Here is a 14,908-nt window from a genome sequence, read left to right as displayed (position 1 = left end):
ATCCCCTTTGCAACCCCTTTTTATAGCAATTCATATCAAGCGTACATTTTTTAGGCTTTTTGGCTATATTTCTATATAATTTGATCAATTTTACATTGATAATAGCTTATCGCTTCTGTATTAAAATATATCTCTACCCAACTGCATATTGAATATAGCCTGGCTAGCGGTTAAGGAATTATATGAATTATTCTAATTTACTTTTGTCGAGCTTATTAACTGTAGGTCTTTACACCTCAGCCCATGCTCAAGAAAATCTTACTGAAGAATCTGCCGCTAGTTCGGAAGATGTTACTTCAACCCAGACTCAGCATAGCCGACCTCACTTACAAATTATTAAAGATTTGAAAGGCATAAAAGTTAAAGATTTAAAGATCAACGCAAATGCTGCTCAACCGGATACAGTAAAAGATCCATTACAGTCACTGAACCGTCCAATTTATTCTTTTAACGATATGTTAGACCGCCATGTTTTGCGTCCCGTTGCTGTTGAATATAGAGAAAAGACGCCAGAAGATGTACGTGGTTCTTACCGACAATTTCGTAAAAACCTTGGCGAACCATGGAATGCTGTTAACCAACTAATTCAAGGACGTCCTGGCCGCGCCGCAAAAACTTTAGGTCGTTTTACTATTAATACGTTAACAACTTTAGGTTTAGCCGATCCAGCGAGCCGCTTAGGCTTACCTCCTGAAGAAGAAAGTTTTGGTGTAACTCTCGGTTACTATGGTGTTCCTTCTGGACCATTTCTTATGCTGCCTTTCTTTGGGCCAAGCACTTTACGTGATGGCGTTGGCTTGGCTGTAGATGCTCAGGCCCGTCCACAAAAATACATTATGGATGACCAAGATGGCCTGTATTGGTCGACTAATCTATTACAAGCCGTTGATACACGCGCTCAATATCTAGATTTAGACCAAACGATACAAGGCGATCAATATGCGATGATTCGTGATTTATATCTCCAACGTAAAGCATTCCAGATTGCCGAGAAAAAAGGTGATTCGGCAGATGTGTCTTTTATTGATGATGACGAATCTGAAGATGTACCAGAAGATAACACTGATAAAACCGAAAAATAATTAAAGGACATATCAAGGTATTGCATTTTTCTTATAGAAAGGCAATACCTTGATTTTGGTCATACATCCTCTATGATGGATAAAGTGATCTTGAAAAAGGACTACCATATCTTCTATGTATTTTATTAAACCGACACGCTCTATCCCTTTCGTAGAGCAAGCTCTGGAAGCATTACCAGACTTACAAGTCATTCACATAGATGATCTCGATTTATACGACCCAACAATTATCGCAATTGCTGATGTACAAGATTTCCTAACTTATAAATGGCGTTTACCTACAATCGTGATTGCTTTTGAGCATGAAGGTAGTGCTTTAGCTCAAGCATGGGAAGCTGGTGCTCTTGCAGGATGGGTATGGAACCAATTACCTAAAGATCTAAATAAAGCTTTAACAAGAATTGATGCACAATATAAACGTAATCAGGATAGCCGTGATTTACCTTCGGCAGCAGAATTACAAAAACGTTTATTGCCAAATCCTATTGATTTATTAAATTATGAGGTTGAAACTTTTTTCCAACCTTCTGCCTATTTATCAGGCGACTGGTACGACTACTGGAAGCTCAATGATAAAGAGGTTTTATTTTATCTCGCCGATGTATCGGGGCATGGTGTAACAAGTAGCTTATTAACTTCTTGGATGGCAGCCTTTCATGGTCGCTCCAAAACACCACGACAGTTAATCAAAAAGTTAAATGGGATGCTAGTTCAAGAGAATATTGAAAAACATATTACAATTGTGGTCGGTATTCTAAATCTTGAAACTCATAGTCTTCGCTGGTCTAGTGCAGGTCATTACCCTCCTCCAATTATTTTTGAACCTAATCAACCTCCAAAAATTTTAACCACCAGCAGCTTTCCCTTAGGGTTAACTGATGAGTTAGAAGTTGAAGAACATGTATGCACATTAAATCGTCATGCACGTTTCATTATTTGCTCAGATGGAGCACTAGAACCATTTGATGGCGGCTTGAATGATCAGTTTCAACAATTAGTTCAACATTTGCAAAATCAATCATTCCAAGCCCCTGATCACGTTGCTGATGACATTGCCATCTTTAGTCTTTGTCGAATGAATTAATTTAAGAATCAATTAATTACATAATATACGACTTAAGGACTCTTGAGTCTGAGATGGCACTATGTGATAATTTTTCTATCCTTCTCTGAAAATGGCATTTATATGTCAACAGGTCATGTTGAATATGCAAGTTTAAATGGAACGCATATTTTCAAGCTTATTGGTGAAGTGCGAGCCCATTCTTGTATAAGTCTAGACAAACTTTTAAACAGAATTGAACAGCAAGAAAATGTTGTTGGTGCAATCGTTGATTTAACCCAAACAACATTTATTGATAGTACTGTATTAGGTATCCTAGCTAAGCTAGGTTTAAAACTGAAACAGACTCATCATATTCAAGCTGTGATGCTATCTACCAATCCAGATATCACAACCTTAGCCAACAGCATGGGGCTAGGGCAGGTTTTTGTCATCCTGAATTATTGTGGCGATCCTAACGTTTGTACTTTAACGTTAACTGACGAGCACATTACTCATAATGCGATGCTAAGAACCGTTCTGGACGCACATAAGACATTGATGAAACTCAATGCAAATAATCAGAACATGTTTGAGCCGCTTGTTAAGCAATTGCAAAAAGAACAAGACACGCTTGAACAAGTATCTGATAAGCAAAATGCCTAAACTTTATTGCTAATCTGGATGTGTATATGACTCTTGTTTCAGTTGTTCAAATGAATTCCCAAGATGACATTGAAAGCAACTTTCAAGTAATTGAGTCATTGATTCAGCAAAGCAAGGCTCAAAATGCCAGCTTAATTGTTTTTCCCGAAAACTTTGTTTGTTTTGCGGCTGGCAAACAGCGTGAAACAGCAGAGCAATTTGAGTCGATTCAACAAAGACTTGAGAAACTTGCGCATCAGTATGAAATCTGGATTGTTGCAGGCACTCTACCGTGCCCATTTCGTCCGGATGGTTCCATCATACAAGATGGTCGAGTGCGCACAGTGAGTTTATGCATCAGTCCTGAACGTACCGAAGCACGTTATGACAAAATACATTTATTTGATGTACAAGTTGGCGATGCTGTGGGTGGATATCAGGAATCTCGTTTCTTTGAACCAGGAACAGACGTTGTAGTCACATCTACCCCTTTTGGCAATATTGGCCTAATGGTATGTTATGACTTGCGTTTTCCTGAGTTAGCTTTAACCCTTAGACAGCAAGGTGCTCATCTATTAACTGCTCCTGCTGCATTTACCTATACAACAGGTCAGATGCATTGGCAGCTTTTGCTGCAAGCACGTGCAATGGATAGCCAATGCTATGTTTTAGGGGCTGCGCAACAAGGTTGGCATGGGGAAAAACGCCAAACTTGGGGGCATGCAGGAGCAACTGATAGTCGTGGTCAAGTTTTAAGTATGATTGGTTATGAAGGGAACGGTTTAATTACGGTACCTTTTGATTTAGCTGCTCAAGAACTTGTGCGTACCTCAATGCCTTTAATGATGCATCGTAAATTAATTCACTATTAAAAGCTTAATTATTCATGTGGAAATACTTATTTAGCATTTTTTGCTTAGGGGCAAATATTCACTGTTATGCGACTGATTTCGGGGCAACAAATAATTTTGTCTCTCCAAATTTGCAGCTTAAACAAAATGTACTTCCTCCTACTCCAAAAAATATTCCTCTGCCTGCTTTTGGTCAGCGGATTATTGGTTGGGGGACAGGTGCAGAAGGTGCCAGACAGCGTTTAGAGAATATTCAGCCTGCCGATGTTTCTATGATTAAAAAACAAGGAACAACTTTAGAAATGATCACGGCCTGGCAAGATTTTTATGAACAAGAGCAACAACGTAATGAAAATAACCCAACCGCGAAATATCGTGCTCGTTTAATGAAAAAAATTGCCGACCTTTGGTAACCATTTTAAATTAGTATTTTTAAGTGATGGAGTAATGTTTAGATTACTCCATTTTTTACGTTATCTTATTTTTATCAATAGCTCTAAATTATGAGCATTTAAGAAATTAAACATAAAGCGATATACTAGAAAAGCACCAATTAGTTTTCTGAGGAATATATGGACCAAGACTGTCAAAATCTAAAGCTTGAGAATCAATTATGTTTCCTCATTTATTCAACAAATTTAGCCCTTAATCAACTTTATCGCAAACTATTAACTCCATTAGGGATTACTTATCCTCAATATTTGGTGATGTTAGTGTTGTGGGAAAAAGATGAGATTACTGTTTCAGAAATTGGCAGCAAGTTATTTTTAGAGTCTTCAACTTTAACCCCAATTTTAAAAAAGTTAGAAGCATTGCAGCTTCTTAATCGTACTCGTTCAAAAGAAGATGAAAGACAAGTCATTATCACGCTTAGCGAAAAGGGGAAAAAACTTAAAGAACAGGCCGTAAATATTCCAACGCATATCTTAGAGGCCAGTTCTTGTGATACGGCTACCCTTCTCGGTCTCAAAGATCAATTAACACAACTCCGTACAAATATAGCTAAATAATCACCAATTTTTTACAAAATTGACTTGTTAAAATAATTAAGTCGTGTACGATATATTTGCATTCAATTTAATTTGGGAATAAAAAGATGTCATTAGAAAAAGTTGTGTATCGTGCAAAAGCTAAAGCAACAGGTGGCCGTGATGGTCGTGCAACTTCATCAGACGGTGTATTAGACGTACAACTTGGTGTGCCTAAAGAAATGGGCGGCGCTGGTGGTGCTGTAACTAACCCAGAACAATTATTTGCAGCTGGTTATTCAGCATGCTTTTTAGGTGCTTTAAAATTTGTTGCAAATCGCGATAAATTCAATATTAGCAAAGATGCGTATGTTGAAGGTGAAGTCGGTATTGGTCCAATTCCAACAGGTTTTAGTATTGAAGTTACTTTAAATGTTTATTTAATCGGTATGGACCGTGAAGAAGCTGAAAAGTTAGTTGCAGCAGCTCATATCGTTTGTCCATATTCAAATGCAACTCGTAACAATATTGATGTGACGTTTAATATTGTGACTGAATAAGTTTTAATATAAAAAATGCCCGAATCATATCGGGCATTTTTTATATCTTACAAATTATGCTTCACTTGCTTCATTGGTTACACGAAGCACTTCTTCAAGTGTAGTTTTACCTGAGAGCACCTTACGTAAACCATCATCGCGAATAGAACCAGAATACTGACGAGCATGATTTTCTAATTCAAATTCAGCTGCATTACCATGAATGAGACGGCGCATAGGTTCATCAATAGGTACAATTTCATAAATTGCTGTACGGCCATTAAACCCTAAATGAGAACACTGATCACACCCTTGAGCCTCTGGTAACTTTAAACTTGGTTCATGGGAAATATGCTGAAAAACTTGCTTCTCAAAAGTATCGGCTTCACGCCATGTCATACAATGTGGACATAAAGTACGAACCAAACGCTGCGCAACCACCCCAATTAAAGAGCTTGAAAGCAGGAAAGGTTCAATCCCCATATCTTTAAGACGAGTCACTGCACCAATAGCAGTATTGGTATGTAGCGTCGATAAAACCAAATGACCTGTTAAGGATGCCTGCACCGCAATTTCAGCAGTTTCTAGATCACGAATCTCCCCCACCATCACCACATCTGGATCTTGACGTAATATTGCCTTTAAAGCACGAGCAAATGTCATATCCACTTTGGTATTCACTTGAGTTTGGCCAATACCTTCAAGCTGATACTCAATTGGATCTTCAGCAGTTAAGATGTTACGGGTATTGTCATTTAGATCAGATAAGGCAGCATATAAAGTCGTTGTTTTCCCCGAACCAGTAGGCCCTGTGACCAAAATAATACCGTGCGGACGATGTACTAACTGAGTTAAACGTTCATAGTCATTTGCCATTAAACCTAGGTGAGTCATATTAAGGCGACCCGCTTGTTTATCGAGTAAACGCATGACCACCCTTTCACCATGGGAAGAAGGCAAAGTTGAAACACGGACATCGACTTCACGACCAGCAAGACGTAAAGAAATACGCCCATCTTGCGGTACACGCTTTTCGGCAATATCGAGTTTCGCCATAACTTTAATACGCGAAACAAGTAACGGGGCTAGTTCACGGCGCGGTTGTACAATCTCACGCAATTGTCCATCTACTCGTAAACGAACTGATAGCTTTTTTTCAAAAGCTTCAATATGGATATCTGAAGCTCCAACACGAATTGCCTCAGAGAGAAGAGCATTGATTAGACGAACAATAGGCGCGTCATCCTCTTGATCCATTAAGTCTTCTGTTTCAGGCACTTGATCTGCAAGGCTTAATAAATCCGGATGGTCTTCTAAGCCCGCAGCTACTTGTTGAGACTCACCTGTATCCCCTGCATAACTGGTACTTAATAGGCTATTGAATTCTTGTTCAGTGCATAATTGATAGTGTGCAGGTTTCCCCAAAATACGTCTTGCTTCCTGCAATGCAATTTTTTCTGTATTTTGACGTCTAACAATAAAAACTTGATCACCGTCATAACGAAATAAAACACCATGACGCTTGGCAAAACTATATGGAACTTGTATTTGTTTCAATATTTGCATCACAATTTATAATGATGAGTAAGATGATTTTGAGTGTACTCTAAGCAGATTACAGCGTGAAGTCTGTTTAACAACTCGGTAGAGGAATTTTACGTCTTGTTTGAAAATAATGAATATCAGCCTCACCCCCAGAATTCTTTAAAATGGTGGGGTGAACAGCACTTTGAAATTAACCAGTCCAAAGCATGGCAATTCGGTTCAATGCTCTTTCGTTTAACACGCGGCATAAAAGAATGGCGTATCGAATATTATCGCCCGACTCTCCAAGATGATAATGAGCAAGATTGGCACATCATAACGGATTCAAATTTTGGTTTTCCACATTCTGTACAAGTCGAACGTTATATGTTTCGGAAAACTAATCCGAAGTTTCTACTCATGCCACGTTTGGCGGACCGATCAGTGGTAATTAAACCAGTTGATCCAATCTACATTCCAGCGGGTCAACGTGGGACACTTTATATTAGTACCCCTCTATGGATTGCAGGTTTAGTTGAAAGTCAGCATGAACCTTTATTTGAGATTCCTGTGATTCAACCCAAAGATACATGGTTTGGTCCTAATGCCCAGCAAGGTGAAATTTGTTATGCAACCTCTGTTGATGGTCGTACCGATTTAAATCTATTAACCCCACGTGCTTTTCGTGCAGTTACGCCGATTGATTTCCATAATACCAGTAATCATCAATTACGCTTTGACCGTATGAATGTACCGGTTACCGCCCTACCGCTATTTTATAGTGAAAGTACGGGACGCTTATGGACATCACAAATCAAAGTCTACTATGAAGGCTCTGACCGCCCAGCCCGTATTCGTATTGAAAACCGTACTCCCCCTCTGGCAGGTGAAGTGACTTATGTTCACCCACCACGTTCACCGGGTGGTGCGCTATTTAATATGTTTGATTCATTCTTTTAAGGGGGTTTTATGGCCGATTCAAGTATTCCAAAAGATATCGCTGATAGCCTCAAAAGCATATTTACCAATATCAATACCGAACGAATTAGTGAAATTTTAGTCGGTGTTGTGCTTTGTTTTATTGGTTTTGTCCTTGCCCGTATTATTTCAAATACATTTATTAGAACCGTTGGCTCACGTTTTAATGCTCATCAGCGTCTGGTATGGCGCCGCGGTATTTTCTATTTTATTTTCTTACTCTTCATTATGACGAGTTTAAAAGAAGCCGGGTTCAAACTTAGTGTATTTCTGGGGGCAGCGGGGATCTTAACAGTAGCACTCGGTTTCGCATCACAAACATCTGCCAGTAACTTGATTAGTGGTTTATTTTTGATTGGTGAAGGTTCATTTGAGGTCGGTGATACGATTCAAATTACACTTATTCGCGGGAATACAATCGAAGGCGAAGTTATCTCAATTGATTTGCTTTCGGTAAAGTTACTTACACTCGACAACGTCTATATTCGTTTACCAAACGAACAACTCATTCGTGCTCCTGTACACAACTTATCAAAATATCCAATACGGCGTATTCCAATTACTTTGGCAATTAACTTTCATGAAGACATTATTAAAGTTCGTGAGGTTCTACTTAACGTCGCAGCGAATTATCCACTCGTGTTAGATGATCCAAAACCTGCTGTTACAGTTACTGCCTTCAGGGAGTCATCGATTGAGCTTTTATTTGCAATGTGGTGTCGTCAAGAAAACTCTTTAAAAGTTCGAGATGAAATGCAAGAACGTATCCGAAATGGTTTTTTAGATAACCAAATTGAAATTCCTGTTCCGAAAATGGGCTTAATTGATCGACCATCTACTGCTTTTGCTGAAGATGATATCGATCAATACAGCAATCAAAAAGAGTTAAAACGAGAGCCTAAAGCTTAGGCTCTTGATTCTTCTGTACAGAGGATGACGGTGGTAATGGCGCAAGATAAGCAATAATCAACATTACCCCACCTGCTCCAATAAAAGAAATGACCCGAGTTAATGTCGCACTTTGTGATAGATCAAGCAAAATTAGTTTTAATACAACAATCCCTAAAAGTGCAGCGCCTACAAACCAGAGTTGACGAATCATTTTTCGACTAGAGTATGTAGTCAAAATAAATGCCAATATAACCCAAAGTAACGTCAAACTTAGCTGTACTACACCATTTGTCCAAATTGAAGCACTCCATAGCGGTGTTGCCCAGTAATAGTGCAAGCCTCTGACGACTACACTACTAAATACCAGCAAGCCCACTAAAATTGTCGTAATTTTAAAAGTCCATTCCAGCGATTTATCTTGATCAAAAGTATGCTGATAAATAATAAAGAGTAGACCAGCGAATACCAAAATTGAAAAGAAGTCAGTTAAGTTAATTAAAGGAACAAAGTAAAGGTATTCAGCAGAATGAACATCAACACTCACCACAAGCAACCAAATGAGACTTAAACACCACACCGGAATTTGATGCAATAGTGTCGTTTTATGAGTTTTATAAGCCCAAAGCGAATAAACCACAGGAACAAAAGCCAAAGCGACTATTGGCATTTTTGGGAAAATGGCTACGCCAACTATCGCTAACGCTAACCAGCTTAAACCCGCCCATACCTTGACGTAACCCAAATGACTTGACTGCGGTTGAGCCATAATAAATAAGCCACTAAGAATAATGGTAGAGACTAGGAAAGTAGTTTGTTGTAATGAGTCTACCCATTTAAACAAAGTAAATACTTGACTCGCAAAGGCCTCCTCTAAAACCAATAACAGTAACAGGCTAATTAAAATTAACTGCAAACTTTGCCATTGCACACGAAGTTTATAGTGAATAGTCGCACTAAATATTGCTATTAGAGCGATAGCAAACATCAAATATGGACTTAAAGCATGATGATGCCATGCCATTATTTCTACACCTGCTACGGCGCCCGCATACATGCCTAAACATAAGAAAATACCGCTAAACATGCTTGCGCTAAAATAGCGTTGTTCTTTGCTGTTGTATTGCAATAAATAAAAGGCCGAAATGAATTGGGCAATTGCATAAATGCTAGTGCTTAGCGTTGGAAACTCTTCATTTGCCCAAACCTGATAAAACAGTGCAAGTGAGCTGAGTAAAACTAAAATCACACCAATATATCGGCTTAAACGGTAGCGTTCAGTTACTCCCCAAACGATTAAAGCGGTACCTTGGGCTACCCAACCAATCGCAGTCCAATGTGCTCCTTTTGCAAGCGGGAAAATTAAGGCAAAAAAAGCAACCGCGAGAATGAAAAAACTTTTTGCAAGGACCGAAAGCTGGGGATGAGTTTTTTTAATCCAGAACGTTAACACCGCATAAGTGCCTGCTAAAACAACAGCACCAATTGTTAAAGCTTGTGTAGACTCATGAACTAAATAGGCATGAAGCGTAAAGCCTAGTACAGGTACACTAAAAATAAGACCAACATCTAAGAGCGGAGGTAAACGGATCCCCTCTTGTTTTTCATGTTCTGAAACCCGAGAGATATTTTGGCTATAACGAACACTTAACCAAATAAATAGCGCTATATGGAGCCATAAAATCCAGTCTAATGTGTCAAATTTTGCTGGCTCTGCATAAAATGCGATTGCACTACCGCCAATAAACATTGTGGCAAAGAAAGCGATCTGATTTAGGATTTTCCAAGGCTGAATAAAATTAACCGCAGCGACTGCAAGATTAATAACAAGATAGTAACTAAATAAAAAAACCACATCAGGACGATATTGTGGAATAACTAAAGGAGCCGCATACGCCATACCCAGTGCGAGTATTGCCAAATAAATAGCTTGTTGTTTTAAACTCAGGAATACTGTAATTGCTAATAAAATCGCAAATAGAATACTTGCTGTAGTTAGGCTCGTGATTACACCAAAATGATGTGAGAACACAAGCGTTAGAAAGACAACAGCTAACCCTACACCTTGCAATGCTACAGCAAATAGCTGGTTTTTCTTTTGCAAGGTATATCCAAATGCTGTTAATACACCTCCTGCAATCGCAATAAAACCAAGTTTTACACCTAAGCTCAACTGCCAGTGCTCACTTGCAAAACGCAGTAAGAGCACTACCCCAACCATAAGCACAGCAACAGCAACCCTTAAAATTGGATTACCATGAATCATCCAATCGACTGCTGGTTGCCACCATGCGGTGGTCTGTGTACGAACTATTTGTTCTTCTTGATTTAACGCTGTTGTTTCAGGTAAAGCTGGCTCGGTAATATTGTTTGGATCAACTTGCTCTAAAACAGGCGTTATCACTTCTGTATGTATAGATTCATTTACATTTACTGTTTGCTTGGCTGTCTCGAGGAACAATAAACGAGTATGAAATGCACTGATGGTTTGAATCAAACATAACAGTAAAACCAGTAATGCCCCACCAGCAATCCACATCCAATGATTGATATAAGCAACTAATGCAACCAAAGCGGCGGTATAAATTACCGTTCTTTGCATATGAATAGAATAAAGTGGCGTTGTCTGGTGAGAAAACTGTTGTTCTAAATGAGTTAAACGTTGATGCAGACTTGATAATGACTGAACCAGTATGACAGTGAGCGCAATAGATAAAGCAACAACGGCACTCTGAAATTTAAAACCAATTGAAATGGCTAAAAACAAAGTCAAAGCGATCAAAACAATGATCATTCCCTGTTTGTCTTTTTTATACATGGGCTTAGCAATATGACACCTTCATTACAGGCCATCTTACTTCAAGCCAATACATGCGTATATTTATACATACAAAATACTGCAAAAATCATAAACCTGCATTCATAGCCGTTTTCACGTAAAATACCCATAATTCAGTTTAAGGAATTGTTCAATGCCACCATTTGTCTTGGTTGATGGGTCCTATTTTTTATTTCGTGCATATCATGCATTACCACCATTGACGACCTCTACAGGGTTACATACCAATGCAATACGTGGAGCAATTTCTGCCATTCAAAAATTGATGCGTCGTATGCAACCGACACATATGGCTGTCATTTTTGATACGCCTGAGCCAACTTTCCGTCATAAGCTTTCACCTATTTATAAAGGTGACCGCCCGACTATGCCGGAAGAATTGTCTCAACAGATTCCATATTTACATGCATTGATTAAGGCTCAAGGGATTCCTTTATATAGTCTTCCGGGTGCAGAAGCCGATGACATTATCGGGACTCTGGCTAAACGCGCCGTAAAAGAAGGTCATCATGTGCTTATCTCAACCGGAGATAAAGACATGGCCCAGCTGGTTAATGACTATGTAAAACTTGAAGATAGCTTTAAAGATCGAGTGCTAGACACCGACGGCGTATTTGAAAAATTTGGCGTTTGGCCAAACCAGATTATCGATTACTTAACCCTTATGGGTGACGCATCTGATGGCATTATGGGTGTACCTGGCGTAGGCGCAAAGACGGCTGCCAAATTACTGACTGAATATGGGACATTGGATAATATCATTGCCAATGTAGACCAACTTAAAGGCAAACTGAGCCAAAATATTAAAGATAATTTAGACAATATTAAGCTTGATCACCAGTTGGCAAGCATTGTCTGTGATCTTCCTTTAGAACTCGACTGGCATGAATTAAAACTTACTGATCCAAATGTAGATGCCTTACGCAATCTCTATACGGAGCTTGAGTTTAGAAACCAGTTACAGTCTCTCGATCATCCAAACAATCCAAATAGCTCAAGCTATAAGCAGCAAGCTTCACAAACTATTGTCCAAAATGAAGTTAAACCTGCTCAAACGATTGAAACAGAAGATCAAGCAAGCTTGACTAGTCAAGATGATCAGCTTGGAACTGCAAACTATCACACTGTTTTAACACAAGAAGCATGGGATCAGCTCTGGCAACGCATGCAGAATGCCGATCATTTTGCTATTGATACAGAGACCACAAGTCTTGATTACCGTATTGCCGAGATGGTTGGTTTTTCAATCGCATTTGATGCGAAAGATGCCTACTATGTTCCTTTAGCACATAATTACGAAAATGCACCACAACAACTGGACCGTGAACAAGTTTTAGCGCAAATCAAGCCTGTACTTGAAAATGAAGCAGTTAAAAAAATTGGTCATCATCTTAAATATGATGCGCACATTTTTGCTAATCACGGTATTGAACTTAAAGGTTGGTATTTCGATAGCATGCTGGCATCTTATGTACTGAATGCAGCAGCTACTCGTCATGGCATGGATGATGTTGCTCGTGTTTACCTAAGCCATTTGACCACTACTTTTGAGCAAATTGCTGGCAAAGGTGCAAAACAGAAGACTTTTAATCAAATTGAGATTGAAGTTGCAGCTCATTATGCAGCAGAAGATGCACATGTGACCTATCGTTTATATGAAGTACTTTCAAATAAACTTAAAGCACATCCTGAATTAGAAAATATTTTATATAACATCGAGATGCCAGTTGCTCGAATCTTATCGGGTATGGAAGAAGATGGAATCCGTTTAGATCATGCTTTCTTAGATAAATTAAGTGTTGAATTTGCGAAAACTATGGAAGACCTTGAAAATCAGGCTATGGAAATTGCAGGTGAAACTTTTAATATTGCTTCGCCTAAACAAGTAGGTGAAATTCTATTTGATAAGTTAGGCATTAAAGGTGGTAAAAAAACTGCAACTGGACAATACAGCACCAGTGAAAGTGTTCTTGAAAAAATTGAGCATCCTTTAACGGAAATTATTTTAGAACACCGTGGATTAGCAAAATTAAAGAGCACCTATACTGACCGTTTAATTGAGCAGTCGCATAATGACACCCATCGTGTACATACCAGCTATCATCAAGCACTAACGGCAACAGGTCGCCTATCCTCTTCTGATCCTAACTTACAAAACATTCCAATTCGTAGACAGATTGGCCGTCAAATCCGTAAAGCATTTATTGCACCGGAAGGACGAGTTTTGTTAGCAGCCGATTACTCGCAAATTGAACTTCGTTTAATGGCTCATTTTTCTCAAGATGATGCCTTAGTTCATGCATTCCAACACGGTCAAGATGTACACCGTAGAACAGCAGCAGAAGTGTTAGGTATTGCAATTGAAGATGTGACCAATGATCAGCGCCGTCAGGCTAAAGCTGTGAATTTCGGCTTACTTTACGGCATGTCCGAGTTTGGTTTAATTCGTCAACTTGGCTTTACTCGTGAAGAATCGCAAAACTATATCAAACAATACTTCCAACGCTATCCTGGCATTTACGAATACATGCAACGTACTCGCCAAGTAGCATCGGAACAAGGGTTTGTTGAAACTATTTTAGGTCGCCGTCTGTATACACCGGATATTGACGCCCGAAATGTGATGGTACGTAAAGCTGCTGAACGTGCTGCAATTAATGCACCTTTACAAGGTAGTGCTGCTGATATTATTAAGTTAGCAATGATTGAAGTAGATAAAATCCTGCCAAAAGATCAAGCAAAACTATTACTTCAAGTTCACGATGAATTGGTGTTTGAAGTTGATTCAAACATTGCAGATGAACTTTCAAAACAAATTGCGGATGTCATGCAGTCTGTTCTGGAAATTTCTGTACCGTTAGTCGTAGAAGTAGGCCAAGGTAAAAACTGGGATGATGCCCATTAATTTATCGATAAACCAATAAAAAAAGGGCTGTAATACAGCCCTTTTTTTAATCTTACAAAATTAAAGTCCAGTTAATAAAACTTTAGCGACTTCATTCATTAAGATCTCGGCAATATAGAGTGCCAAAAATGCCAGAATTGGAGATAAGTCAATCATCCCCATATTAGGTAATAAACGACGGAATGGGGCGAGTAACGGTTCAGCTAAATCTTGAATCACCTCAATATAAGGTGAACGAGATTGAGTAAACATAACGACCCAACTCAAAATGATTGTTGCAAAAATTAAGTAACGGCAGAAACGAATCAAATCCTGAATCATGGTCACAAAAGTCAGAATCACTAAATGAACCGGACTATTTGGCATGGAACCCGAAAGATACATTACACCGAAAATTTTCAGTAAATATAAAATAATTAAAAGAACCAACGCTGCCAGATTGAATCGGCCTTTTGCGACCGTTGGAAAAATTCGGCCAAAAATATCAACAATCTTAGTCGCCTTTACTGTCGATAAAACCACAGGATTATAAGGACTCACTGCCGCCAATTGCATTAAAAAACGGAAAAAGACCAATAAAATCGCGACGTTAATTAAAATTCCAAAAATTAGCGCAGAATTTGCACCCATAGTTGTCTTATCCTATT

13 protein-coding genes are annotated in these 14,908 nt (G+C 38.8%); 10 read left to right on the top strand and 3 right to left on the bottom strand.

From position 1 onward, the window contains the following. Nucleotides 1-182: 182 nt before the first annotated feature. The 7 genes from R5R67_RS10905 to R5R67_RS10875 all read left to right on the top strand — a co-directional run bounded on the left by R5R67_RS10905 (nt 183) and on the right by R5R67_RS10875 (nt 5,148). The gene (locus R5R67_RS10905; protein WP_001109856.1) at nt 183-1,082 is read left to right on the top strand and encodes a VacJ family lipoprotein; all 900 of its coding nucleotides are present in this window, start codon (nt 183-185) and stop codon (nt 1,080-1,082) included. Nucleotides 1,083-1,197: 115 nt separating this feature from the next. Continuing rightward, nucleotides 1,198-2,166 carry an RsbU family protein phosphatase GigA gene (gene gigA / locus R5R67_RS10900; protein WP_000273589.1) on the top strand — a complete coding sequence of 323 codons (969 nt, stop codon included), beginning with the start codon at nt 1,198-1,200 and terminating at the stop codon, nt 2,164-2,166. 102 nt (nt 2,167-2,268) lie between these two features. Then, nucleotides 2,269-2,790: an anti-anti-sigma factor GigB gene (gene gigB / locus R5R67_RS10895; protein WP_000103065.1), complete on the top strand. Its 522-nt coding sequence runs from the start codon at nt 2,269-2,271 to the stop codon at nt 2,788-2,790. A gap of 26 nt (nt 2,791-2,816) precedes the next feature. After that, nucleotides 2,817-3,641, top strand: coding sequence for a carbon-nitrogen hydrolase family protein (locus tag R5R67_RS10890; protein ID WP_000177088.1), 825 nt, complete (start codon nt 2,817-2,819; stop codon nt 3,639-3,641). Between the two features lie 14 nt (nt 3,642-3,655). After that, nucleotides 3,656-4,033 (top strand): DUF4951 domain-containing protein, encoded by a 378-nt coding sequence (locus tag R5R67_RS10885; protein WP_000266120.1) that lies wholly within the window; start codon nt 3,656-3,658, stop codon nt 4,031-4,033. 159 nt (nt 4,034-4,192) lie between these two features. Beyond that, nucleotides 4,193-4,630 carry a MarR family winged helix-turn-helix transcriptional regulator gene (locus tag R5R67_RS10880; RefSeq protein ID WP_000371731.1) on the top strand — a complete coding sequence of 146 codons (438 nt, stop codon included), beginning with the start codon at nt 4,193-4,195 and terminating at the stop codon, nt 4,628-4,630. A gap of 86 nt (nt 4,631-4,716) precedes the next feature. Beyond that, entirely contained in the window at nt 4,717-5,148 is a 432-nt protein-coding gene (locus tag R5R67_RS10875) for an organic hydroperoxide resistance protein (protein ID WP_000051124.1), read from the top strand. 54 nt (nt 5,149-5,202) lie between these two features. On the opposite strand, the gene gspE is transcribed toward R5R67_RS10875, so the two are convergent. Further along, on the bottom strand, nt 5,203-6,693 hold the full coding sequence (gene gspE / locus R5R67_RS10870; protein ID WP_001166315.1) for a type II secretion system ATPase GspE: 1,491 nt from the start codon (nt 6,691-6,693) through the stop codon (nt 5,203-5,205). A gap of 96 nt (nt 6,694-6,789) precedes the next feature. Between gspE and R5R67_RS10865 the strand changes: the two genes are divergently transcribed. Next, nucleotides 6,790-7,611, top strand: coding sequence for a hypothetical protein (locus R5R67_RS10865; RefSeq protein WP_000462733.1), 822 nt, complete (start codon nt 6,790-6,792; stop codon nt 7,609-7,611). 9 nt (nt 7,612-7,620) lie between these two features. Next, the gene (locus tag R5R67_RS10860; protein ID WP_000785635.1) at nt 7,621-8,538 is read left to right on the top strand and encodes a mechanosensitive ion channel family protein; all 918 of its coding nucleotides are present in this window, start codon (nt 7,621-7,623) and stop codon (nt 8,536-8,538) included. On the opposite strand, the gene R5R67_RS10855 is transcribed toward R5R67_RS10860, so the two are convergent. Continuing rightward, nucleotides 8,528-11,335 carry a DUF2339 domain-containing protein gene (locus tag R5R67_RS10855; protein WP_000276877.1) on the bottom strand — a complete coding sequence of 936 codons (2,808 nt, stop codon included), beginning with the start codon at nt 11,333-11,335 and terminating at the stop codon, nt 8,528-8,530. The two genes, R5R67_RS10860 and R5R67_RS10855, sit on opposite strands and share 11 nt — an antisense overlap. A gap of 154 nt (nt 11,336-11,489) precedes the next feature. Between R5R67_RS10855 and polA the strand changes: the two genes are divergently transcribed. Further along, nucleotides 11,490-14,261 (top strand): DNA polymerase I, encoded by a 2,772-nt coding sequence (polA, locus tag R5R67_RS10850; RefSeq protein ID WP_001134663.1) that lies wholly within the window; start codon nt 11,490-11,492, stop codon nt 14,259-14,261. Nucleotides 14,262-14,321: 60 nt separating this feature from the next. Here polA and R5R67_RS10845 read toward each other — a convergent pair whose 3' ends face one another. Beyond that, on the bottom strand, nt 14,322-14,891 hold the full coding sequence (locus R5R67_RS10845) for a YggT family protein (RefSeq protein WP_000501183.1): 570 nt from the start codon (nt 14,889-14,891) through the stop codon (nt 14,322-14,324). Nucleotides 14,892-14,908: the final 17 nt, after the last annotated feature.

This window comes from Acinetobacter sp. OYA S30, from assembly GCF_033599315.1.
GTDB lineage: Bacteria > Pseudomonadota > Gammaproteobacteria > Pseudomonadales > Moraxellaceae > Acinetobacter > Acinetobacter baumannii.
Note: the sequence above shows the minus strand (reverse complement) of the source record. Positions and strands in the feature narration are given on the sequence as shown.

Coding starts and splice junctions, on each gene's coding strand:
- R5R67_RS10875 (WP_000051124.1), top strand. CDS start 4,717: ATGTCATTAGAAAAAGTTGTGTATCGTGCAAAAGCTAAAGCAACAGGT.
- R5R67_RS10885 (WP_000266120.1), top strand. CDS start 3,656: ATGTGGAAATACTTATTTAGCATTTTTTGCTTAGGGGCAAATATTCAC.
- R5R67_RS10905 (WP_001109856.1), top strand. CDS start 183: ATGAATTATTCTAATTTACTTTTGTCGAGCTTATTAACTGTAGGTCTT.
- R5R67_RS10880 (WP_000371731.1), top strand. CDS start 4,193: ATGGACCAAGACTGTCAAAATCTAAAGCTTGAGAATCAATTATGTTTC.
- gigA (WP_000273589.1), top strand. CDS start 1,198: ATGTATTTTATTAAACCGACACGCTCTATCCCTTTCGTAGAGCAAGCT.
- R5R67_RS10855 (WP_000276877.1), bottom strand. CDS start 11,335: ATGTATAAAAAAGACAAACAGGGAATGATCATTGTTTTGATCGCTTTG.
- gigB (WP_000103065.1), top strand. CDS start 2,269: ATGTCAACAGGTCATGTTGAATATGCAAGTTTAAATGGAACGCATATT.
- R5R67_RS10890 (WP_000177088.1), top strand. CDS start 2,817: ATGACTCTTGTTTCAGTTGTTCAAATGAATTCCCAAGATGACATTGAA.
- R5R67_RS10860 (WP_000785635.1), top strand. CDS start 7,621: ATGGCCGATTCAAGTATTCCAAAAGATATCGCTGATAGCCTCAAAAGC.
- polA (WP_001134663.1), top strand. CDS start 11,490: ATGCCACCATTTGTCTTGGTTGATGGGTCCTATTTTTTATTTCGTGCA.
- R5R67_RS10845 (WP_000501183.1), bottom strand. CDS start 14,891: ATGGGTGCAAATTCTGCGCTAATTTTTGGAATTTTAATTAACGTCGCG.
- gspE (WP_001166315.1), bottom strand. CDS start 6,693: ATGCAAATATTGAAACAAATACAAGTTCCATATAGTTTTGCCAAGCGT.